The sequence below is a fragment of the Streptomyces sp. NPDC059373 genome (assembly GCF_042751495.1).
Lineage (GTDB): Bacteria > Actinomycetota > Actinomycetes > Streptomycetales > Streptomycetaceae > Actinacidiphila.
On the sequence record NZ_JBHYXC010000013.1, the window covers coordinates 94,691 to 116,143 of the forward strand.

The window sequence follows — 21,453 nt, forward strand, 5'->3', positions numbered from 1 at the left end:
CAGTTGCAAGGGGGCGGCGATGCGTGGCGGACCTTCGGTGCTGGGAATCGTACTGGCGGGCGGAGAGGGCAAGCGGCTCATGCCGCTGACCGCCGACCGCGCCAAACCGGCCGTGCCCTTCGGCGGTGCCTACCGGCTGGTTGACTTCGTCCTGTCCAACCTCGTCAACGGCGACGTCATGCGGATCTGCGTCCTGACGCAGTACAAGTCCCACTCCCTCGACCGCCACATCACCACCACCTGGCGGATGTCCAACCTGCTCGGCAACTACGTCACCCCGGTGCCGGCGCAGCAGCGGCTCGGCCCCCGCTGGTTCCTCGGCAGCGCCGACGCCATCTACCAGTCGCTGAACCTCGTGCACGACGAGCAGCCCGACTACATCGTCGTCTTCGGCGCCGACCACGTGTACCGCATGGATCCGCGACAGATGCTCAAGCAGCACATCGAGAGCGGCGCCGGCGCCACCGTCGCCGGTATACGGATACCTCGCGAACAGGCCCCCTCCTTCGGCATCATCACGCCGGGGCCGGACGGCGTCCGCGTCGAGCGTTTCCTCGAGAAGCCCGCCGACCCGCCCGGTCTGGCCGGCGACCCGGACCGCGTCTACGCCTCCATGGGCAACTACATCTTCACGACGAAGGTGCTGCTGGACGCCCTCTACCAGGACGCGGAGGACGACGACTCGGTGCACGACATGGGCGGCAGCATCCTGCCCATGCTCACCGAGAAGGGCCAGGTCCAGGTCTACGACTTCGACGACAACCACGTCCCCGGCGAGACCGCCCGCGACCACGGCTACTGGCGTGACGTCGGCACCCTGGACCAGTACTACGACTCGCACATGGACCTGATCTCCGTCCACCCCGTCTTCAACCTCTACAACCGCGAGTGGCCGCTCTACACCCACTCGCTGCGGCTGCCCCCGGCCAAGTTCGTGGCGGGCGGCATCGCGAGCGAGTCCATGGTCGCCCCCGGCTGCATCATCAGCGGCCAGGTCACCCAGTCCGTCCTCTCACCCGGCGTCGTGGTGGAGGAAGGCGCCGTCGTCCAGGGCTCCGTCCTCCACGACAACGTGCGGATAGGCCGCGGGGCGATCGTGCGGCGGGCGATCCTCGACAAGAACGTGGTCGTGCCGCCCGGTGCCACGGTGGGCGTCAACCCCGATCGCGACCGGGAGCTCTACCACGCCTCGCCGAACGGGATCGTGGCGCTGGGAAAGGGGCAGCGGGTTCTGTAGGCCCTGTCTCCTGGAAGCGTGTGGGCTGAAAGGGTGACGACGACGCGGCTCCTGCTGTCGTTTTTCTTGGTCACGCGTTGGTCAGTGCATGGATCTACGTGGTGGCGCCGTTGCGCAGTCTGCGGCCCGGTTCGGGACTTTCTGGCTGATGGTCATCTGTTCGACGGCGACGGTTGCCGCTGTTGTGGTGCTGGCTGTAGCGGGCCGGCTCGCCTGAGTGGTGTCCGCGATGACAACGGAGCCCGCCGTCGGTACCCAGAGCCCTGGCTGCGCGCCCGATGCCACTGCTCACGGCACACGGGAGACATGAACGCAGACGACAGGGGCATTCCGGCCCGGGCACGCGTGGCGACCAGGCTGCCGGCCCAGGACCTGGACCGGGCACGGCGTTTCTACTCCGAGAAGCTCGGTCTGGAGCCCGTCGATGAACGGCCCGGTGGGCTGCTGTACCGGTGCGGAGGCGTGGAGTTCGTACTGTTCCGATCGACGGGAGCCTCTCCTGGCACCTTCACTCAGATGGCGTGGGCAGTCGACGACATCGAGACGGTCGTGTCGCAGCTCAAACGGCGCGGCGTGGTGTTCGAAGAGGTCGACGTGCCCGGGTTTCGAACGAGGGACGGGATCGCCGAGATCGAAGGGAACTACCCGAGCAAGGGCGCACGGGGCGAACGCGGCGCCTGGTTCCGTGACAGCGAGGGGAACATGCTGGGCATCGGCGAGCCGGTCGTCTGAGCAGACCACCCGATCGGCGCCCGAACGGCTCCCCGTACGCTCCACGTCGGCTCACTCGCCCAGTGGGGCACCGCCTGCGGTGAGGTCGGGCAGCGTGCTGGCCCGGAGCGTACAGGCGACCAGGCCGCCGGAGGTGCGCCGCAGGGTGGGGGCGGTCGCGGGGTGGTGGTCGGCGATCAGGTCGGCGATGCGGTACGCCGTGTCCTCGTCGGCCGCTGTGATGCGTACGTATGCCGTGCCGTCGCGTTGCGCGGGAACCCGGTGATGATCGGTCACGGACGCCTCCTGGGGGTCGGTGCGAACATCGGGGAAGACATTGGCGCGCAGTTCGCGGTTCTGCCTGTGGGCGGTGTTCACCCGCACGAGGGCCGTCTTCAAGAAGTTGACGTGCGCGAGTCATTGACGCCGTGCGTGGATGCACTTACAAAACTTTGAGAGCGCTCTCAAAAACCCGCAACCTCCCCCATCCACCGGTAGGAGGTGCTCCACCGTGAGCACAACGTCCCACATCCACCCCACACGGCCACCGCGCGGTCGCCGCAGGCGCCGCGGCCTCCTGGGCGCCCTCACCACCACCGTCATCGCTGTCGGGGCGGTCATGGCCGCCCTGGTCGCGAGCCCCGCGCAGGGCGCCGTGCCGAGCCCCACGGGCTGGACGCTGCAGTGGAGCGACGACTTCAACGGCAGCGCAGGCAGCCTTCCGTCGAGCACCAACTGGCAGATAGACACCGGCCATTCGTACGCGGGCGGTCCCGCGAACTGGGGCACCGGAGAGGTCCAGAGCTACACGTCCTCCGCCTCCAACCTCAGCCTTGACGGCTCGGGCAACCTCAAGATCACGCCATTGCGCGACGCGTCCGGCAACTGGACCTCGGGGCGCATCGAGACGCAGCGCGCCGACTTCAAGCCCGCCGCCGGCAGCACCCTGCGCATCGAGGGACGCATCCAGATGCCCAACGTCACCGGCACCGCCGCCGTGGGCTACTGGCCCGCGTTCTGGGCCCTGGGTGCGCCCTACCGGGGCAACTACCAGAACTGGCCTGCCATCGGCGAGTACGACGTCATGGAGAACGTCAACGGCATCAACAAGGTCTGGGGCACCCTGCACTGCGGCACCAACCCCGGCGGGCCCTGCAACGAGACCACGGGGCTCGGCAACAGCGTCGCCTGCCCCGGCTCGACCTGCCAGTCGGGCTTCCACACCTACACCTTCGAGTGGGACCGCTCGGCCAGCCCCAACGTGCTGCGGTGGTACGTCGACGGGACCCAGTTCCACAGTGTCAGCCAGAGCAGTGTCGACGCCACCACGTGGTCCAACATGACCGACCACGCCGGCTACTTCATCCTGCTCAACGTCGCCATGGGCGGCGCCTTCCCCGACGCCATCCAGGGCTCCGTCACCCCTACCTCCGCCACCGAGCCGGGCCACCCCATGCTCGTGGACTACGTGGGCGTGTGGACCAAGGCCGGCAGCGGCACCTCCACCCCCACCCCCACCCCGACCCCCACGACCGGCACTCCCTCCTCCCTCTACCTCCTCGGTGGCGGCTCCCTGGGCAGCGCCGCCTCGTCCGCCGGCACCACCACCCTCACCTCGGCCGGCGGCACCAACCACGACGGCACCCCCTACCAGCAGCAGACGTTCACCAAGACCGGCGTGACCGGCACCTTCACCGGCGGCTCCACCCAGTTCGACCTGTACGTGGACGCCGGCAGCACGGTGGGCAACGGTCAGCAGATCCGGGTCAGTTACGACCTCACAGGCGACGGGTCGTACGACCGCACCGAGACCTACAGCTACTTCGCCACCGACCCCGTCACCGGCTACGAGCACTACACCCAGACCGCGGGGCTGAAATCCTCCAGCGGCTCCCTCGGCAACCTCTCCAACGGCACCGTCCGCGTCGAGGTCTGGAACGCCATCGGCAACGGCGCCTCCACCGTCGGCACGGGCAACCAGTCCGTCGTCCGCATCCCCTTCAGCTGACGACCGGGGGCGGGGGAGGGCCGCTAGGCCCTATCTGACACATCCCGCCTGCCCCGCGACGCCTGGCACGCGCGCTCGCTGCGTTGTCGGAGTCGCCCGAGTAGCCCACTACGAGGGCGATCCTCCGCCTTGCGATCACACGCACCAGACGCCGCGGGGCCCGCCCTCCGGGCGGCCGGCGCTATGTGTCAGACAGGGCCTAGGATGAAGGGCCGCCCCCGCCCCATGGAGTCAGAGTCTTGGCCAAGAAGATCCCGGTCATCGTCCTCGCGGGATTCCTCGGATCCGGTAAGACCACCCTCCTGAACCACCTGCTGCGGGGCAGTCGCGGCACCCGTATCGGCGCCATCGTCAACGACTTCGGCAGCATCAACATCGACGCCATGACGGTGGCCGGCCAGGTCGACGCCATGGTCGCCCTCGACAGCGGCTGCCTGTGCTGTGTGGCGGACACTGAGGACATGGACGAGATGCTCGGCCGCCTCGCCGACCCCTCCGTCGACATCGACGTCATCGTCATCGAGGCCAGCGGCCTGGCCGAACCCCAGAGCATGATCCGGCTTCTCCTGGCCGGCACCGATCCGCGCATCACCTACGGCGGCCTCGTGGAGGTCGTCGACGCCGCCGAGTACGACGCCACCCGCGCCCGGCACCCCGAGCTCGACCGCCATGTGCGCGCAGCCGACCTCGTCGTGCTCAACAAGGCCGACCGCGTCGACGACGCCACCCGGGTCCGGCTCCTCGACACCCTCGCCGGGATCAGCCCGGGCACGCCCGTCGTCACCGCCGACCACGGCCGCGTCGACCCCGGTCTGCTCTTCGACCGCGAACCCCGCGCGGCGGTCCAGGACGGCGTACAGCAGCTGTCCTTCGGGGATCTGTACGAGGACGACGAGGACGACGACCACAGCCGCCACCTCCACGCCCTCTACGACAGCGCCGAGTTCAGCTGCGAGCAGCCACTGGCCCCCCGCGCCTTCATGGACTTCCTCGACAGCCGCCCCGCCGGCCTCTACCGGATGAAGGGCGTCGTCCGGTTCGCCCCCGACGCCGAGCAGCGCAAGTACACCCTCCATGCCGTCGGCGGCTACCTCCGCTTCCAGCCCGCCCCCTGGGACCGTACCGATGACCGCGCCACCCGACTCGTCATGATCGGCTCGGGCCTTGACGCCGAGTCCCTCACCAAGCAGCTGCACGACTGCGTCGAACCGGACCCCGCAGGCGCCACCGACGAACAGCTGATCCCGGTCCTGCGATACGTCCGCGACGAGTAGCCTGAAAGGGCGAGAGCACACCTTTGGCACCGCCTCTGGGCAAGCGTGCCGAAGACCGGTATTTTGCCCTCTCTGCCGCCCATTTGGCCGTGGCGCGGCACTGACCAGGGGACAGCCAGGGGAAGGGGGTTCGGTGCGCCAGTTCAGCCTCCCGCCCCTGGTCGAACCGCTGCGCTCGGGCGGACTGGCCGACTCCGTCTACGACGTGGCCCAGCGCTATCCCGGCCTGCCCCAGCTGGCCCGCCGCGACCCGGCCGATCCCGGCAACTGGCGCCAGGTCACCGCCCGTACCTTCCGCGACGAGGTCATGGGCCTGGCCAAGGGCCTGCTCATCAACGGCATCGGCTTCGGCGACCGCGTCGCCCTCATGGCCCGGACCCGCTATGAGTGGACCCAGTTCAGCTACGCCCTGTGGTCCATCGGCGCCCAGCTCGTCCCCGTCTACCCGACCTCCTCCGCCGAGCAGGTCCGCTGGATCCTCACCCATTCCCAGGTCACCGCCGTCGTGGTCGAGCACGAGGACCACGCCATGACCGTCGGCGCCGCCTGCGGCGGCATGACCGACCTGCAGCGCATCTGGCAGCTCGACGAGGACTGCGTGGCCCGGATCACCGAGCAGGGCCGCCGGGTCCCCGACGACGCCGTCAACCGCCTGCGCTGGGCCGTCGAACCCGGATCCACCGCCGTCATCTCCTACACCTCCGGCACCACCGGACGGCCCAAGGGCTGCGTCATCACCCACGCCAACCTCGCCGCGGAGTGCGACACCCTCGTAGCCGGCTTCAGCGAGATCTTCGCCCCGTTAGGCCAACAGGCCTCCGTGCTCGCCTTCCTGCCGCTGTCCCACATCTACGGCCTCATGGTCCAGGTCGGCTGTCTGCGCGGCGGCGTCATCCTCGGCCATCAGCCCGACCTCGCCCCCGCGGCCCTGCTGCCGGCCCTCGCCTCTTTCCGCCCCACCTTCCTGCTGGCCGTGCCGTACGTCTTCGAGAAGATCTTCCAGGGCGCCCGCCGCAACGCCGAACGGTCCGGCCGGGCCCGCCTCTTCGACCGCGCCACCGACATCGCCCAGCGCTACGCAGAAGCCGTCGAACGCCACGACCTCGGCCAGGGCCACGGCCCCGGACCCTTCCTCCGCGCCGCGCACGCCACCTTCGACCACCTGGTCTACGCGCGACTACGTGCCGTACTGGGCGGCCGCGTACGGCACGCCGTCTCCGGCGGCTCCCCCCTCAGTCGTGAACTCGCCCTGACCTTCGCCGGGGCAGGCATCAACGTCTACGACGGCTACGGCCTCACCGAGACCACCGCCTGCATCACCGCCCAGCCCGTCGCCCGTGCCCGCTACGGCACCGTCGGTCGCCCCCTGCCCGGCGCCTCCGTACGCATCGCCCGCGACGGCGAGGTCTGGGTCAGCGGCGAGACCGTCTTCGCGGGCTACCTCGACGACCCGGCCGCCACCGACGCCGCCCTGCGGGACGGCTGGCTCGCCACCGGTGACCTCGGCCGCCTGGACGAGGACGGCTACCTGATCATCACCGGCCGCAAGAAGGACATCATCATCACCAGCGGCGGCAAAAGCGTGGGCCCGCAGCTGCTCGAAGAGCGACTGCGGGCCCATCCGCTGATCTCCCAGTGCGTCATGGTCGGCGACAACCGCCCCTACATCGCGGCGCTCATCACCCTCGACCCCGAGGCCCTCGAGCACTGGCAGCACCTCAACGGAAGCCACTCCGCGACCGGCACCCTCACCCGCACCCGGGCCGACACCGCCATCGACGCCGCCGTACGCGCCGAGGTCCAGCGCGCGGTCTCCACCGCCAACACCGCGGTCTCCCGCGCCGAGTCCATCCGCGCCTTCCGGATCCTGCCCTCGGAGTTCACGGTCGCCGACGGCCTCATGACGCCCTCGCTCAAGCTCCGCCGCCGCGCCATCGTCAGGGCGTACGCGGCGGAGATCGACGAGCTCTACGCGACCGCTACTTGAGGTCGGAGGCCTTGATGTAGCCGCTGTCGACGAGCTCCTTCTTGTAGTTGCTCTTGTCGACACTCACCGGCTGCAGCAGATACGCCGGCACGATCTTGTTGCCGTTGTCGTACTGCTTGGTGTCGTTCACCGGCGGCTTCTTGCCGGTCAGCACCGCGTTGCCCATCTCGAACGTCACCTTGGCCAGCTTGCGGGTGTCCTTGTAGACCGTCTCCGACTGCTCGCCCGCAATGATCGACTTCACCGAGTCGACCTCCGCGTCCTGCCCCGTGACCACCGGCAGCGGCTTGGCCGCCGTACCGTACCCGTCGCTCTTCAGCGCCTCGATGAGGCCCCGCGAAATGCCGTCGTACGGCGACAGCACCGCGTCCAGTGTCCGGTCGGTGTAGGACTCCTTCAGGATGAGCGCCAGCCGCTCCTTCGCGTACTCAGGGTCCCAGCGCAGCGTCGCCACCTGAGTGATCCGCTTCTGGCTGCTGCCGACGACCAGTTCCTTCTTGTCGATGTACGGCTGCAGCACGCTCATCGCGCCGTTGTAGAAGTACTGGGTGTTGTTGTCGTCGGGTGAGCCCGCGAACAGCTCGATGGTGTACGGACCGGTCGTGCTGCCGTTCTTCAGCCCCAGCTTCTGCACGATGTAGCCGGCCTGGAGCTGTCCGACCTTGTAGTTGTCGAAGGTCGCGTAGTAGTCCACGTCGTTCGACGCCAGCAGGAGCCGGTCGTACGAGATGACCTTGATCCCCTTCTGCCTGGCATTCACCAGCACGTCGCCGAGCCCCGACCCGTCGATGGAGGCGATGATCAGCAGCTTGTCGCCATGGTTGATCATGGTCCGGATCTGGTCGGCCTGCGTGTCGGCGCTGTTGTCGGCGTACTTCAGCTCCGTCTTGTAGCCCGCGGCCTTGAACCGCGTCACCAGACCGTTTCCGTCGTTGATCCAGCGCTGCGACACCTTCGTCGGCATCGCGATCCCCACCGTCGCCGGCCCGCTGCTCCCGGAGCCGGACCCGCCACAGGCCGTGGCGCCGACGGCTATCGCAAAGACGGGTATCAGTGCTGCGGTGGTACGCAGTCGGCCGGCTCTGGCAGTGCGCATGGCGTGGATCCTCTCGGCGGGGTGTTCGGGGATGCGGCCCGAAACGCCGTCGCCGATCGCGGCTCCCACCGTCCCCGTGGTCACACGCAGCAGCCGCGGCCGCGCTCTCGCGACGGACGTCTTCGGACTTGTTCAATTAGCCGGGGGCACTGGCACCCCGCTGTATGACGGTCACGGCGATCTGCCGAAGCGTCAGGACGGCCTCCACCATCACACGGCACCAGGCTTACTGAGGCCGCCCGAGGCGTACGCCACAAGGTGAGCGGAGGCTAGCACACGACTGCGCACGTCAACCCCCCGGGTAACCGCGCGAGGTGTCGAACGGCGGCAGGGGACTGGGACCGTTCGGATCCCAGCGCTCGATGGGCGGCAGTCCACGTACCCGCTGGCGCCTGCGGCCCTGGCCCGGACGGCTCCACCGGGTGGCCAGCACAGCCCCCAGCCCCACGGCGGCCGTCAGCAGCCCGGGACCCGCCGCGCGCAGGTCGATCGGCCCGCCGGCCGTGGTGACGCCGCCCGTCGCACCGCCCTGCGTCGCCATGGCGGTCGGCGTGGCCTGCGGGACGGCGGCCGCGCTGCCCTGTGACGCCGTGGGGGCCGCGGTGGCGGCAGCGGAGGAGGCGGCCGTACCGCCCGTGTCACCGGCCAGCCTCACCCCCAGCGCGGCCAGCGCCTTGGTGACCGGCTGGAAGAACGTCACGCCGCCGTTGGTGCAGTCACCGCTCCCGCCGGATGTGATACCCAAGGCGACGCTGCCGGCGAAGAGCGGTCCGCCGCTGTCCCCGGCCTCGGCGCACACCGTCGTCTGGACCAGACCCGTGACCGTACCCTCCGGATAGTTCACCGTCGCGTCCAGCGCGGTCACCTGGCCGGAATGCAGGCCCGTGGTGCTCCCGCTCCGGAACACCTGCTGCCCCACCACCGGATCCGCCGCCCCCGTGATCTGTACCGCCTTACCGCCGCCGATATTCACCAGGTCGCTCTTGTCGACCGCGTCGTCCCGGTACCGCACCAGGGAGAAGTCGCTCCCGGGGAAGTCGCTCGTGGTCGTCGTCCCGACGGCCGTCGCGCCCCGGTCGTCCCGGAACCACGCCGTGTTCGCCGGACCGCAGTGCCCGGCGGTCAGTATGAAGCCGCTGCTGCCGTCGGTGACATTGAAGCCGGCCGAGCAGCGCGCCTCCTGCGAGAAGATCGCCTCGGCGCCCGCGGAGCGCGTCGTGAAGGCCTGTGGGGTGCGCTCCATCCGCACCTCCCCGCCCATCTCCTTCGCCATCCCGCTCATCCGCGACCAGTCGCCCGCCGACACCGTGCTGTCCGCGAGGACGACCACCGTGTTCGACACCGGATCCACCGACCACGCCGTCCCCGCCACGCGAGGCGCCGCCCGCAGCGCCTGCGTCGCCGCGCTCAACTCCCGCATGCTGTACTTCACGACCTTGGCCTTCGCCCCCGCGCGCCGCACCTCGGCCGCCGTCCCGGCATCCGTCACCGCCACAACGGCCTGCCCGTCGGACCCGACCCACCCGCCCGCCGTACGCGACCCGCCCAGCTCCGACACCAGGTTCGCCGCCAGTCGGCCTGCTCGGTCGACCCCGGACGCGCTCCTCACCTCGTTCCCCGGCGCCGCCGTCGGGCTGGCGATGGCCTGGGTGGTCATGAGCGCGCCGCACATGATCCCCCCGACGCCCGCGAGCTGCACCACTCGGTGTGCGTACCGCCGCGCATGACTCACGCGTGCCCCTTTCGCTCCATCCGGCTGCGGTGCCCCACAACCCGGGAAGGCAGAGGCACTTCCCTTCCTTACGTGCGCGGGTGCCCGGCGGTTCACCGGGGCGGCTACTCGGTCCCGACGGTCCTCAATACGGCGAGTACGAGCGCACGGCTGACCGCGACGGTCTCCGAGACCGAGACCTGCTCCCTGTTTCCGTGCGCCAGCCGCACGTCCCCGGGACCGAACTGGACCGTGGGTATGCCCGCCGCGGCGTAGAGCCTCAGGTCGCTGCCGTACGGCGCCCCGCGCTCGCGCGGCCGGGGCAGCCCGGTCGCGTCGGCGTGGGCGGCCGCCACCAGGCCCCGCAGCGGATGGCCGTCGTCCAGCCTGCCGCTCGCGTACTGACCGCCGGGCCAGGTCACGACGGCCGGGTGGTCACGCAGCCACGGATGGCCCGCGCACGCCTCGGCCACGCACCGCTCGAAGTCGGCGCGCGCCGCCGCCGGTTCCTCGCCCAGCCGCACACCCAGCCGGCCCTCGGCGACCAGCAGATCGGGCACGCTGCTGGCCCAGTCGCCGGCCCTCAGGGTGCCGACGCTGACGCTGTACGGGATCGGGTACTCCGCCATCAAGGCGTCGGGCCCGGTGTTGCGCCGGGCCTCCAGGCGGGCGAGGGCGGCGCCGATGGGGGCGTACGCGTCGATGGCGCTGACGCCCGCGTCGCGGGTGCTCGCGTGGGCGGCCAGGCCGGGGACCTCTATACGGAAGGTCAGTGCGCCCCCGTTGGCGGTCACCAACGTGCCGCCGGTCGGTTCGCTGATGACGCAGGCGTCGCCGCTGTGCCCTCGGCGCAGCGTGCCGAAGGCCCCGATCCCGCCGTCCTCCTCACCGACCACGAAGTGACCCGCCACCCGGCCGTGCAGCCGCACCCCGGCGGCGCGGATCGCGGCGAGGGCGGCAAGGTTGGCGACGAGGCCGGCCTTCATGTCACAGGCGCCCCGGCCGTGAACGACGTCCCCGCGCACCCGGGGCGTGAACGGGTCGCCCTCCCACCGCGCCAGGTCTCCTGGCGGCACCACATCCACATGGCCCTGCAGAATCATCGTGGGGCCGTCGCCACCCTCCGGTGACGTCGCCACCAGCCCCCAAGCCTCCTCACGCGGAACCTCGGTCCCGGGAAAGCCCGGGTCGGCGCGGAGCGTGGGCAGATCCATGGACCACAGGTCGACATCGAGGCCGAGCCGGTCGAGGTGGCCCGCCAGCCGGTGCTGCAGCTCAGACTCCGCGGCACTGCCCGTCACGCTGGGCACTGCCAGCAGGTCCAGCAGTGTCGCGGCGACCGCATCCTCGTCGACGGCCGCCAGTGCCGCCGACTCCTCCGTATTGAGCACCGCAGGCATCCACACGCTCCTTCCAGGAGCAACAGGGGGTGACCCTCGGATGCTATGAAGGGAGAGCGGTGCAATCAATCGCGATATTCTTCCTTGTCCCGTTGTTTTCTTGCGGTGGAGATGTGTCAGCAGCGATTTCTTGCGTGGGAGGACGAGAGCATGGACGCGATCGACGAGGCGATCATCCGCTGCATGCTGCGCAACGCACGCAGCACCTATGCGGAGATCGGGGCGGCCGCCGGGCTCTCCGCCCCGGCGGCGAAGCGCAGGCTCGACCGCCTCGTCGCCGACGGCGCCATCCGCGGCTTCACCGCCCTCATCGACACCCAGGCGATGGGCTGGCGGACCGAGGCCTTCGTCGAGGTCTACTGCAAGGGCAACCCCACCCCCGCAGAACTCCAACGCGGCCTGGAGGCCGTCCCGGAGGTGGTCGAGGCCTGTACGGTCTCCGGCCCCGCGGACGCGATGGTGCACATGCTGGCCAGGGACATTCACCACCTGGAGCAGGCGATCCAGCGCGTGCGCGAGACCCGGGTCATCGAACGCACCGAAAGCGTCATCGTCCTGTCCCGGCTGATCGACCGGCCGAGAATCTGAGCGCTCGCCCAAGGGCTCAACTCCAGAATCGCCCGATCAGGATCGCCAGCCGCCGGTCGTGATCCTCGCGCCGGAGCCTGCCGTTGCGCATGAGGGTGAGGAGTCCGTGCAGCCCGCTCCAGAAGGTCTCGGTGAGCGTCTCCACGTTGTCGTCTCCCGCAAGCGGCCGGACAGCCTCGCGTAGCTCGGCGAAGGCCTCCTGCAGCGCGGCCGGTGTCTCGGGGCTGGCGAACGTCAGGTCGACGGCGTGCGTGAACATCGCGTCGTACAGCGCGGGTCGTCGCTCGGCGAACGCGGCGTACGCCGCCGCCACATCGGCAAGGGCCTGGCGCGAGTCCGTGGCCGCCGTACGGGCCGCGCGCAGCTCGGCGGCGAGCTCGGCGAAGCCCTGCACCGCGACCGCGGCCATGATCGCGTCCTTGCCCTTGAAGTGGCTGTAGAGCACCGGCTGGCTGTACTCGATCTCCGTGGCGAGCCGGCGTGTCGTCACGGCGTCCCACCCCTCGGCCTCGGCCAGCTCCCGCGCGGCAGTGACGATCAGCCGCTCCCGCTCTGCTCGCTCGCGCTCCCGGCGCGTCTGGGTGGACATGAGCATGAGTCTAGCATCGCTAGTCATCCTGTCGTCGCTATGATAGTCTCGCTCGTATTCCTAGCAGTGCTAGACAAGGGGGAAGATCGTGCTCACCCACATCGCCTACGGGCTCGCCATCCTGCTCAACCTCATGATCATCTTCATCGGAGTGCGGTTCCTCCTGGTGCCCCACCCCGCGGCCGCCGCCTACGGCGTCCCGGCCAAGGAAGACGGCGACGCCGCCTACCTGGCCGTCAAGGGCGTACGCGACTTCACCTACGGCATCCTCGGCCTCGCCCTGCTCGCCTTCGCCGGCGCCCACGCCGAGGGCTGGTTCATGCTGGCCGTCACCCTCGCCCCTCTCGGTGACACCGCCATAGTCCTGCGCCACGGCGGCACCAAGGCGGCCGCCTTCGGCATCCACTTCGCCACCGCAGTGATCCTGCTCATCGACGCGGCCCTGCTCTTCGCCGTCTAGAGTCGGAACTCGTCCGACAACGCAACTGACCGTTCTCAGGCAGGAGTCGCCCACATGTCGCTGATCGTGCCGGACTTCGACGAGTCCGTGATCGTCCGCTCCGCCGAGGCGGAGGTCATCGGCCGGGCCCCCACCACCATCCGGCTGCTGGCCGACAGCAGCTCGACCGACGGCGCGCTCTCCACCCTGCAGGTCAGCCTCACCAACGGCGCGGACGGCGCCAAGCCGCACCACCACTCCAACTCGGCCGAGCTGTTCTACCTGATCGACGGCACCGCCCAACTCCTCTCCGGCGACCAGGTCGTCACAGCCGAGCGCGGCGACCTCGTCATCGTGCCGCCCGGCCTCGCCCACGCCTTCGCCGCCGCACCCGGAGAGGACGCCGACATCCTCATCGTCATCACCCCCGGCGTCGAACGCTTCGAGTACTTCCGCCACCTGGAGCGCATCGCGTACGGGAAGGTGCCGCCCGAGAGCCTGCTGGACGTCCAGGAGCTCTACGACACCTACTTCCTCAACAGCGAGACCTGGAACCAGGCTCGACGCTGAATAAACTGGGGATGTGTATGCGACGGAGATCTCTCGCCACGTCAGCGCGCCGCGTTCCGCTGTCTATCGGGCGCTTCTCGATGCGGCCGCGATCGCGAAGTGGCGGGTGCCGGCCGGGATGAGCAGCCACGTGCACGAGTTCGACGCCCGCGAGGGTGGCTCGTTCCGAATCTCGCTCACCTACGATGCGCCGACCGGAACCGGCAAGTCGGCGGCGCATACCGATACCTACCATGGCCGCTTCGTGAAGCTCGTGCCGAATGCGCAAGTGGTCGAGGTGTTCGAGTTCGAGACAGCAGATCCCGGACTTCGTGGCGAGATGACGATGACGACGACGCTCACCGAAGCAGGCGGCGGCACCGATGTCCTCATCGTGCACGAGGGGATCCCCGACAGCGTCCCCGTCGCGGACAACGAGAGCGGTACGCGCATGGCACTGGCGCATCTCGCCGAGCTCGTCGAGGCGAACCAGACGTAATTGCGCGCCCGTCAGCTCCGGTGCCAGACCAGCGTGTAGCGCCAGAAAACCCGACGGCGCAGCCGGGCGCCGGGCAGCACAAGGCCGGCCTCACGAATGATGTCAGGGAAACTCATGGTCGCCGGTCGGGTGGCGGCGGGCATCGAGGCCGGGCGTGGGGCCTTGCGCCCCTTGTTCTTGATCCAGGCCATGGCGACATTCAGCGGAATCGCGACGAGGCCGAGAAGGTGATCGCCCGGTGACTGTGCACGGGCGACGCCGACGACGATCAGCGCCCCGCCGGGCGCCAGGTGCTGGCTGAGGCAGGCAAGAGCGTCCGAGAACGGCACATGGTGAGGCCAGAAGCCTGGCCAGATCACCGCTGCCGGATCCGACGTCCAAGGCGCGGCTGCGACCTGCTGGATTGGCTAAGCAGCATGACCGTACAACGTCACGCCATCCGATGTCTGATGGGCCGGATCGTATCCAGTACACCATCCAGGGTGGGGCGTTGACGCGCGCACGGATGCTGTCGAGATCCTCCGACCAGGGTCGGTGGCGAAGTGGTGCGCCCGGCCGGGACGCCGAGGCCTGGCGGGTCGCGACTGGTCACTCCCCAGTCACAGAATGTGGCGAAAACGACATATTGCCGTATGAATACTTTTCGTTGGTTCATGCATTCACTTGTCCGTTTTTATCCTGAGTGGAGATTGGACCCAGTCCAGATCAGGACCAGGTCTCCAAAGTGATCGGATCACCGGAGGTTCAAAGTGACCACACACCACCCCGCACGTCCCACCCTCACCACCGAGGCGGGTGCGCCCCTCGCGGACAACCAGAACACCGAGACGGCCGGTCCTGGCGGGCCGCTGCTCATCCAGGACCAGCAGCTCTTCGAGAAGCTGGCGCACTTCAACCGGGAGCGGATCCCGGAGCGGATCGTGCACGCCCGTGGCGCCGGTGCGTACGGGACCTTCACGCTGACGCGTGACGTCAGCCGGTGGACCCGGGCGAAGTTCCTGTCCGAGGTCGGCAAGCAGACCGAGACGTTCCTGCGGATGTCCACCGTCGCGGGCAGCCTCGGCTCGGCCGACGCCGTGCGGGACCCGCGCGGCTTCGCGCTGAAGTTCTACACCGAAGAGGGCAACTACGACCTCGTCGGCAACAACACCCCGGTGTTCTTCATCAAGGACGCCAGCAAGTTCCCGGACTTCATCCACACCCAGAAGCGGGACCCGTACACCGGCTCGCAGGAGCCGGACAACATGTGGGACTTCTGGGGACTCTCGCCTGAGTCGACGCACCAGGTGACCTGGCTGTTCGGTGACCGTGGCATCCCGGCCTCGTTCCGCCACATGAACGGCTACGGGTCGCACACGTACCAGTGGACCAATGAGGCGGGCGAGGTCTTCTGGGTCAAGTACCACTTCAAGACCAACCAGGGCATCAAGAACCTCCCGGTCGAGGAGGCCGCCGTCCTGGCGGGCGCCGACCCGGACAGCCATCAGCGTGACCTGCGCGAGGCGATCGAGCGCGGCGAGTTCCCGTCCTGGACGGTGCAGGTGCAGGTCATGCCGGCGGCCGATGCGGCGACCTACCGCTTCAACCCGTTCGACCTCACGAAGGTGTGGCCGCACGAGGACTACCCGCCGATGGAGATCGGCAAGCTCGAGCTCAACCGCAATCCCGAGAACGTCTTCGCCGAGGTCGAGCAGGCGATCTTCTCGCCGGCGCACTTCGTGCCCGGCATCGGCCCGTCCCCGGACAAGATGCTCCAGGGCCGCCTGTTCGCGTACGCGGACGCCCACCGCTACCGGGTCGGCGTCAACGCCGACCACCTGCCGGTCAACACCCCGCACGCCACCGAGTCGCAGACCTACGGACGCGACGGCGCCCTGTACGACGGCCGCCACCGCAGGGCGAAGAACTACGAGCCGAACAGCTTCGGCGGACCGGTGCAGACCGACCGCCCGCTGTGGTCGGCCACCCCGGTCGACGGCTACACCGGCAACCACGAGGCACCCTCGCACGCCGAGGACAACGACTTCGTCCAGGCCGGCGACCTCTACCGGCTCATGCCGCAGGACGCCAAGGACCGCCTGGTCACCAACCTGGCGAACGCCATCTCCGGCGTGTCCGCCGACCGCGACGACATCGTCGACCGGGCGATCGGCAACTTCAGCCAGGCCGACGCCGACTTCGGCAGGCGCCTGGAGCTCGCGGTGAAGGAACTGCGCGGCCAGCACAGGTAGACCGCCGCGACACCCGCCGGTTCCGGCGGTTGTTCCACCCCACGCACAGCCCCAACCCGTCAGTCTCAGTTAGGACGCGAACCATGGCTGTACACACTGACTCAACTCTCCGATTCCACAGCAACACCAGCCGGCCGGTCGCCGCCTCATCGGCGTCCAAAAGCGTGGTCGGCGCCTACCTCGCCGAGTTCACCGGGACCTTCATCCTGGTCTTCGCCATCACGGCCACCGCCACCTCCGCCGGCCTCGCGCAGACCGTCGCAGGATCATCCTTCGGCTCGCTGGCCATCGTGCTGGTCAACGGACTCGCGCTGGCCGCGCTGGTCGGCGGCCTCGGCCACGTTTCCAGCGCGCACTTCAACCCGGCCGTCACCATCGCGATGGCCGTCATCCGGAAGTTCTCCTGGCGGCACGTCCCCGGTTACGTCGCCGTCCAGATGGCGGGCGGCATCCTCGCCGCTCTCGCCACCTGGGCCATCCACGGCAATGCCGCGCGGAACGTCATGCACCTGGCCGCGACCAACCCGAAGCCCGGTGTGAGCGACGGTCGGGCACTCCTCGTCGAATTCCTGATCACCTTCATCCTGGTCTTCGTCGTCACCGCCGTCGCCACCGACAAGCGCTTCTCGGCCCCCGCCGCGCCCCTCGTCGTCGGCTTCGCCCTCGCCACGGCCGTCTTCATCGGCGGCCCGACGGACGGCGCCGCCGTCAACCCGGCCCGTGGCCTCGGCCCGATGATCGCCTCCGGTTCCTACGGCGGCTGGTGGGTCTCCATCGTGGGCCCGATAGCCGGTGGCATCGTCGCCGCCGTCCTCTACAACACGTTCGTCCGCAAGGGCGAGCCCCCGGCGGTCCAGCAGGAGCCCAGTGCCGACCACGCCCTGGTCGAGAACGGCGTCCGCTGAGCGTTTCCCCGCCCCAGGACCGCGATGACGACGGGAGGTCCCTTGCCGTCGCGACCTAGTGCCCCTCCCGGCAAGCTTTGCCCTGTCGCACCGCCCAGCACGCACGCTCGCGGCGTTGGCCAAAAGCCCTGGTAGCTCTCCCCCAAGCTCTCGGCTTCGCTCGAGCAGGGGGGACCCCCATCAAGGACTTCCGGCCGCCTTGCGATCGCATGCACCGGACGACGCTCCTTGACGGGCAAACATTGCCGGTCACAGCACTAGACACCGAGGGCCCCGCCTGAGTACCCGGCGGGGCCCTCGGCGCCATGCGTGGCTGTCGGAAATCCGGGCGACGGCCGCCCACCCGGCTGACACGCTGGCGCACATGACTGCGCCACTGACCGCGAGACAGCGACTTGCCGCCCTGCACAGCTATGCGGCCGTGAACGGTGAGGACTTCACCGGCCAGAACCTTGCTTCCGTCCGCACGTCGCGGCTGCGGTTCACCCGCTGCTCGTTCACCGGCGCAGATCTGCGCCACGCCACTCTGGACGGGTGCTGGTTCAAGTTCTGCGACCTGCGCGGCGCAGACCTGCGCGGGGCCTCACTGCGCGGGGTCAGCCTGGCCGGATGCGATCTACGGGGTGCTGACCTGCGTGACGCAGATCTGACCGACACCGGGTTCGGCAGCGTGAACACCGGCATGCCCCCGCTCGGGCTGACCGACGTCACCGGTGCCCGGTTCGAGGGAGCGGCCCTGCGCAATGTACGGGCGGACGGCGTCATCGGGTGGCCACCCGATGAAGCAGCGGCAGCGCTCCGGTGACTTCGACAACGTGGGCCGGTTCAGGCGGGGATCGCGGCGTCGACCACCGCGGCGGCCACGGTGCGGGCCGCTGTCTCGGCGCTGGGGTCGCGGTCCAACCAGGCGCTGATCCCGGCGCCGTCGTACAGGAGCACCAGTTGCTGGGCGAGTGACTTCGCGTCTTGGGCGCCCGCCTGCTGGGCGAGGTCGAAGAACAGGTCGTGCAGCCAGGACCGGTAGTTCTGCGCGGCCTGTTCGACGACACCGCCGGGGGAGGCGTCGGCGCTCGCGCTGATGAAGGCGCAGCCACGGAATCCCGGCTCGGTGAACGACAGACCCTGCACCTCGAACGCGCCGACCAGGCGTTCTTTCGGGGTGTCGTAACGCGCTTCGAGCTCGCGCGCCATGCGCTCGGCGGTCGCGGCGTGCCGCGCCTGAAGGTAGGCCCGGACCAAACCGTCCTTACTGCCGAACGCGCTGTACAGCGTTGCCTTCGCGACTCCGGCTCGCTCGATGACCCGGTCGATCCCGACCGACTGCACACCCTCGGCGTAGAACAGTTCGTTGGCGGCAGCCAGCAGCCGGGCCCGCGCCGCCGCGCTGCGCTCCTGCGGGGAGAGCACCTTCTCAGACATACCCACACGGTAGCAGACAGGTCTGTCTGTCTTCAATTCCTCGCGTGTCCTTGTTGACATAGTCAGACGGGTCTGTCTAGGTTGGAGACGTTGCCAGACAGACCGGTCTGGATAACAATTCCGAAAGGTGCATCCCATGTCTGCGGAGCGCACAAACAACCTCGACCTGCACCCCCTGACCGCCCTGGTCACCGGGGCCACGTCCGGCATCGGCCGGGCAGTCGCCAAGCGGCTGGCCGCCGACGGCATGTCCGTCGTCGTGGCCGGCCGCAACGCCCAGCGCGGCGCCGACACCGTCAACGAGATCACCTCCGCCGGCGGCCACGCACGATTCGTCGCGGCGGACCTCGAGGACCCGGCCGACATCGACCGGCTGGCCGCGGAGGTCGGCGAGATCGACGTCCTGGTCAACAACGCCGGGCTGTCCGTCTGGGCACCGACCGAGGACCTGAAGGTCTCCGACTACGACGCGATGTTCGCCGGCAACGTCCGCGCGCCGTTCTTCCTCGTCGCCGCGTTCGCCCCGGCGATGGCGGCGAAGGGATCGGGCAGCGTGATCAGCATCGGCAGCATGGCCGGCAGTCTCGGCCTGGCCACCGGCGCCGCATACGGCGCGACCAAGGCCTCCCTGGCCTCGATGACGCAGGCCTGGACGGCCGAGTACAGCGGCCGCGGCGTCCGCTTCAACACCGTTGCCCCCGGCCCGGTCTACACCCGGCCCGAGGCCCGCGACCTGTTCGACGCGCTCGCCGCGACCACCGCGATGAAGCGCGCGGCCGAGCCCGCCGAGATCGCCGAGGTCGTCGCGTTCCTGGCCTCGTCGAAGGCCAGCTACGTCACCGGCGCGACCATCGCCGTCGACGGCGGCCGCACCGCCATCTGAACCTGCCTGCTCCGAGAGGACAACACTCATGAGCAACACCGTGTACGGCCTGAGCGTCGACGCCGCCGACGCCGAGAAACTCGCCCACTTCTGGGCCGAGGTACTCGGGCGGGACACCGCCTCAGGCGCCGGCCCCGAATTCGCCACACTCGGCCCGGACGGGGCCACCCCGCGGCTGAGCTTCCACCAGGTCCCCGAGCCGAAGTCGGTGAAGAACCGGCTGCACCTCGACCTCATCAGCAGCACCTTCGAGGCCGAGTCGCAGCGGCTGGTCGCGCTCGGCGCGTCCCGGATCCGCGACGTCGCCCAGGGCTCCGCCCGCTGGACGACATTCGCCGACCCCGAGGGCAACGAGTTCGACCTCATCGCCGGCTGAGACAAGGAGTGACAAGGAGTACTGCCATGGAGTACGCACCGAGCCCGAGCGAACGAGTCCGTGACCAGGTCGCCCTCTACGAGGCCACCGACGGCCGCGAAGGCGGAACGCTGGAGGGCCGTCCGGTCGTCATCCTCACCACCAGGGGTGCGAAGACCGGCAAGATCCGCAAAACCCCCCTGATCCGGATCGAACACGACGCCACCTACGCCGTGGTCGCGTCCGCCGGCGGCGCGCCGGAGCATCCCGCCTGGTACCGGAACGTCCTGGCAGATCCGGTGGTGCGCCTGCAGGACCACGACCGGATACACCTGGTTCGGGCGCGGGAAGTATCCGGCGAGGAGAAGGCCCGCTGGTGGGGCATCGCCGAAGCTCACTGGCCGCATTTCCCCGAGTATCGCGAGAAGGCGGCCGGCCGCGACATTCCGGTACTCGTCCTCGAACCGACCGACAAGGGGTGAGTCGGCACCCGGCATGCCACCGTCTGTCCGCGGGCAGGCGCTGCGACGCTGAGGGAGCATGGGCGTGGACGTAGGTGCGCCCGGGGCAGCAGCAGGAGGGAGTTGCCGGTGGGGTCCGTGCTTTCGGTCGCCTTCGCGCTGTTGGCCGCGGTCAGCAATGCGACGGCGACCGTTCTGCAGCGCCGGGCGGCGCTCGACGTGCCGCTCGACGAGGGTTTCCGGCTGAAGCTGCTCATCGATCTGCTGCACCGGCCGGTGTGGCTGGGCGGCATGGCCGCGGTCCTGGCGGCGGCGGGTTTCCAGGCGCTGGCCCTGGTCAACGGGGCGCTGTCGGTCGTACAGCCGATCTTCGTACTGGAGCTGCCGTTCGCGCTGCTGATCGGCGGAGTGGTGCTGCAGCGGCGGGTGACCCGGGACGGTTGGGTCGCCGTGGCCTGCATCGCGGCCGGGCTAGGGATGGCACTGGCTGCCGCGGCTCCGACGGACGGGACCGATCGGCCCACGGGGCCCGGCTGGGTTCTGGCGATCGTCTGCTGCGCCGGGACCATGGCGGTTCTCGTCCGCATCGCGCTGCTGCGTCCCGCGGGGCGCGTGCGGGCGACCTGCTTCGGCGCCGCGGCCGCTATCGGCTACGCACTCACGGCAGCCCTGATCAAGGACGCCACCCACGCCTGGCAGACCGGCGGCGCCACCGGCTTCTTCCTCGCCTGGCAGACCTACGCCTTCGCCGCCGCCGGGGTGTGCGCCCTGTTCCTGCTCCAGAACGCCGTCCAGTCCGGTCCTCTGGTGGCATCCCAACCCGCCCTCACCCTGGGCGACGCCTTGGTCAGCCTTTCGCTGGGCGTCACCTTGTTCGGAGAGGGGGTACGCACCGGCTGGTGGCTGATCCCCGAGGTGGCCGGGGTCGCCCTGGTCCTCTACGGAGCAGTACACCTCGCCCGGATCCCCCTCACCCAGGCCCTGGTCGCGCCGCCTGCCGGCCCGGACCGATGAACCCGCCGGTGCGTCGGGATGGCTGACAGGACCTCACGCGTCCGGCTGGTCGGGGACGGCAGCAGGCATGGCGGGGGCGATGTGGGGGGAAGCGCGT

General features: G+C 69.6%; 22 protein-coding genes and 1 pseudogene. 16 read left to right on the top strand and 7 right to left on the bottom strand.

All coding sequences use genetic code 11. The annotated features are described in order from the left end of the window. Window positions 1-19: 19 nt before the first annotated feature. Both glgC and ACFXJ5_RS19645 read left to right on the top strand, forming a co-directional pair. Window positions 20-1,237, top strand: coding sequence for a glucose-1-phosphate adenylyltransferase (glgC, locus tag ACFXJ5_RS19640; RefSeq protein WP_384632152.1), 1,218 nt, complete (start codon window positions 20-22; stop codon window positions 1,235-1,237). Between the two features lie 306 nt (window positions 1,238-1,543). Beyond that, complete coding sequence (locus tag ACFXJ5_RS19645; RefSeq protein ID WP_384632155.1) at window positions 1,544-1,969, top strand: VOC family protein; 426 nt, start codon at window positions 1,544-1,546, stop codon at window positions 1,967-1,969. A 51-nt stretch (window positions 1,970-2,020) separates the two neighbouring features. Here the strand turns inward: ACFXJ5_RS19645 and ACFXJ5_RS19650 are convergent, their stop codons facing one another. After that, window positions 2,021-2,347, bottom strand: a complete 327-nt coding sequence (locus ACFXJ5_RS19650) for a hypothetical protein (RefSeq protein ID WP_384632157.1) — start codon at window positions 2,345-2,347, stop codon at window positions 2,021-2,023. 220 nt (window positions 2,348-2,567) lie between these two features. Between ACFXJ5_RS19650 and ACFXJ5_RS19655 the strand changes: the two genes are divergently transcribed. The 3 genes from ACFXJ5_RS19655 to ACFXJ5_RS19665 all read left to right on the top strand — a co-directional run bounded on the left by ACFXJ5_RS19655 (window position 2,568) and on the right by ACFXJ5_RS19665 (window position 7,217). Next, a complete protein-coding gene (locus ACFXJ5_RS19655; protein WP_384632407.1) occupies window positions 2,568-3,956 on the top strand; it encodes a glycoside hydrolase family 16 protein in 1,389 nt (462 codons plus the stop codon). 239 nt (window positions 3,957-4,195) lie between these two features. Then, the gene (locus ACFXJ5_RS19660; protein WP_384632160.1) at window positions 4,196-5,230 is read left to right on the top strand and encodes a CobW family GTP-binding protein; all 1,035 of its coding nucleotides are present in this window, start codon (window positions 4,196-4,198) and stop codon (window positions 5,228-5,230) included. Between the two features lie 133 nt (window positions 5,231-5,363). Further along, entirely contained in the window at window positions 5,364-7,217 is a 1,854-nt protein-coding gene (locus ACFXJ5_RS19665; RefSeq protein WP_384632163.1) for an AMP-dependent synthetase/ligase, read from the top strand. On the opposite strand, the gene chvE is transcribed toward ACFXJ5_RS19665, so the two are convergent. From chvE to ACFXJ5_RS19680, 3 genes are all read right to left on the bottom strand, one after another. Continuing rightward, window positions 7,210-8,313: a multiple monosaccharide ABC transporter substrate-binding protein gene (gene chvE, locus ACFXJ5_RS19670; protein ID WP_384632166.1), complete on the bottom strand. Its 1,104-nt coding sequence runs from the start codon at window positions 8,311-8,313 to the stop codon at window positions 7,210-7,212. The two genes, ACFXJ5_RS19665 and chvE, sit on opposite strands and share 8 nt — an antisense overlap. A gap of 289 nt (window positions 8,314-8,602) precedes the next feature. After that, window positions 8,603-10,045 carry a S1 family peptidase gene (locus ACFXJ5_RS19675; RefSeq protein WP_384632169.1) on the bottom strand — a complete coding sequence of 481 codons (1,443 nt, stop codon included), beginning with the start codon at window positions 10,043-10,045 and terminating at the stop codon, window positions 8,603-8,605. A 104-nt stretch (window positions 10,046-10,149) separates the two neighbouring features. Next, window positions 10,150-11,424 carry an ArgE/DapE family deacylase gene (locus tag ACFXJ5_RS19680; protein WP_384632173.1) on the bottom strand — a complete coding sequence of 425 codons (1,275 nt, stop codon included), beginning with the start codon at window positions 11,422-11,424 and terminating at the stop codon, window positions 10,150-10,152. 150 nt (window positions 11,425-11,574) lie between these two features. On the opposite strand from ACFXJ5_RS19680, the gene ACFXJ5_RS19685 reads away from it, so the two are divergent. Continuing rightward, the gene (locus tag ACFXJ5_RS19685) at window positions 11,575-12,012 is read left to right on the top strand and encodes an Lrp/AsnC family transcriptional regulator (protein ID WP_384632175.1); all 438 of its coding nucleotides are present in this window, start codon (window positions 11,575-11,577) and stop codon (window positions 12,010-12,012) included. 16 nt (window positions 12,013-12,028) lie between these two features. On the opposite strand, the gene ACFXJ5_RS19690 is transcribed toward ACFXJ5_RS19685, so the two are convergent. Then, window positions 12,029-12,601 (bottom strand): TetR/AcrR family transcriptional regulator, encoded by a 573-nt coding sequence (locus tag ACFXJ5_RS19690; RefSeq protein WP_384632178.1) that lies wholly within the window; start codon window positions 12,599-12,601, stop codon window positions 12,029-12,031. Window positions 12,602-12,734: 133 nt separating this feature from the next. Between ACFXJ5_RS19690 and ACFXJ5_RS19695 the strand changes: the two genes are divergently transcribed. From ACFXJ5_RS19695 to ACFXJ5_RS19705, 3 genes are read left to right on the top strand one after another with little or no spacing between them, the layout of a single operon-like run. Further along, window positions 12,735-13,061 (top strand): DUF4267 domain-containing protein, encoded by a 327-nt coding sequence (locus tag ACFXJ5_RS19695; RefSeq protein ID WP_384632410.1) that lies wholly within the window; start codon window positions 12,735-12,737, stop codon window positions 13,059-13,061. A 54-nt stretch (window positions 13,062-13,115) separates the two neighbouring features. Further along, the gene (locus tag ACFXJ5_RS19700; protein WP_384632181.1) at window positions 13,116-13,610 is read left to right on the top strand and encodes a cupin domain-containing protein; all 495 of its coding nucleotides are present in this window, start codon (window positions 13,116-13,118) and stop codon (window positions 13,608-13,610) included. A gap of 13 nt (window positions 13,611-13,623) precedes the next feature. Continuing rightward, window positions 13,624-14,088: an SRPBCC domain-containing protein gene (locus tag ACFXJ5_RS19705; RefSeq protein WP_384632184.1), complete on the top strand. Its 465-nt coding sequence runs from the start codon at window positions 13,624-13,626 to the stop codon at window positions 14,086-14,088. Window positions 14,089-14,099: 11 nt separating this feature from the next. Here the strand turns inward: ACFXJ5_RS19705 and ACFXJ5_RS19710 are convergent. Continuing rightward, window positions 14,100-14,423 (bottom strand): annotated as a pseudogene (locus tag ACFXJ5_RS19710) (SAM-dependent methyltransferase); the annotation flags it as partial. Window positions 14,424-14,837: 414 nt separating this feature from the next. Here ACFXJ5_RS19710 and ACFXJ5_RS19715 point away from each other — a divergent pair. The 3 genes from ACFXJ5_RS19715 to ACFXJ5_RS19725 all read left to right on the top strand — a co-directional run bounded on the left by ACFXJ5_RS19715 (window position 14,838) and on the right by ACFXJ5_RS19725 (window position 18,029). Beyond that, window positions 14,838-16,319 carry a catalase gene (locus ACFXJ5_RS19715; protein ID WP_384632187.1) on the top strand — a complete coding sequence of 494 codons (1,482 nt, stop codon included), beginning with the start codon at window positions 14,838-14,840 and terminating at the stop codon, window positions 16,317-16,319. Between the two features lie 83 nt (window positions 16,320-16,402). Then, complete coding sequence (locus ACFXJ5_RS19720) at window positions 16,403-17,224, top strand: MIP/aquaporin family protein (protein ID WP_384632190.1); 822 nt, start codon at window positions 16,403-16,405, stop codon at window positions 17,222-17,224. A gap of 364 nt (window positions 17,225-17,588) precedes the next feature. Continuing rightward, a complete protein-coding gene (locus tag ACFXJ5_RS19725; protein ID WP_384632193.1) occupies window positions 17,589-18,029 on the top strand; it encodes a pentapeptide repeat-containing protein in 441 nt (146 codons plus the stop codon). A gap of 20 nt (window positions 18,030-18,049) precedes the next feature. Here the strand turns inward: ACFXJ5_RS19725 and ACFXJ5_RS19730 are convergent, their stop codons facing one another. Beyond that, entirely contained in the window at window positions 18,050-18,643 is a 594-nt protein-coding gene (locus ACFXJ5_RS19730; RefSeq protein ID WP_384632196.1) for a TetR/AcrR family transcriptional regulator, read from the bottom strand. A gap of 136 nt (window positions 18,644-18,779) precedes the next feature. On the opposite strand from ACFXJ5_RS19730, the gene ACFXJ5_RS19735 reads away from it, so the two are divergent. The 4 genes from ACFXJ5_RS19735 to ACFXJ5_RS19750 all read left to right on the top strand — a co-directional run bounded on the left by ACFXJ5_RS19735 (window position 18,780) and on the right by ACFXJ5_RS19750 (window position 21,356). Beyond that, window positions 18,780-19,526 carry an SDR family NAD(P)-dependent oxidoreductase gene (locus ACFXJ5_RS19735; RefSeq protein ID WP_384632199.1) on the top strand — a complete coding sequence of 249 codons (747 nt, stop codon included), beginning with the start codon at window positions 18,780-18,782 and terminating at the stop codon, window positions 19,524-19,526. 28 nt (window positions 19,527-19,554) lie between these two features. Then, complete coding sequence (locus tag ACFXJ5_RS19740; RefSeq protein ID WP_384632202.1) at window positions 19,555-19,902, top strand: VOC family protein; 348 nt, start codon at window positions 19,555-19,557, stop codon at window positions 19,900-19,902. A gap of 26 nt (window positions 19,903-19,928) precedes the next feature. Beyond that, window positions 19,929-20,363: a nitroreductase family deazaflavin-dependent oxidoreductase gene (locus tag ACFXJ5_RS19745; protein ID WP_384632205.1), complete on the top strand. Its 435-nt coding sequence runs from the start codon at window positions 19,929-19,931 to the stop codon at window positions 20,361-20,363. A 108-nt stretch (window positions 20,364-20,471) separates the two neighbouring features. After that, window positions 20,472-21,356, top strand: coding sequence for a DMT family transporter (locus tag ACFXJ5_RS19750; protein WP_384632208.1), 885 nt, complete (start codon window positions 20,472-20,474; stop codon window positions 21,354-21,356). Window positions 21,357-21,453: the final 97 nt, after the last annotated feature.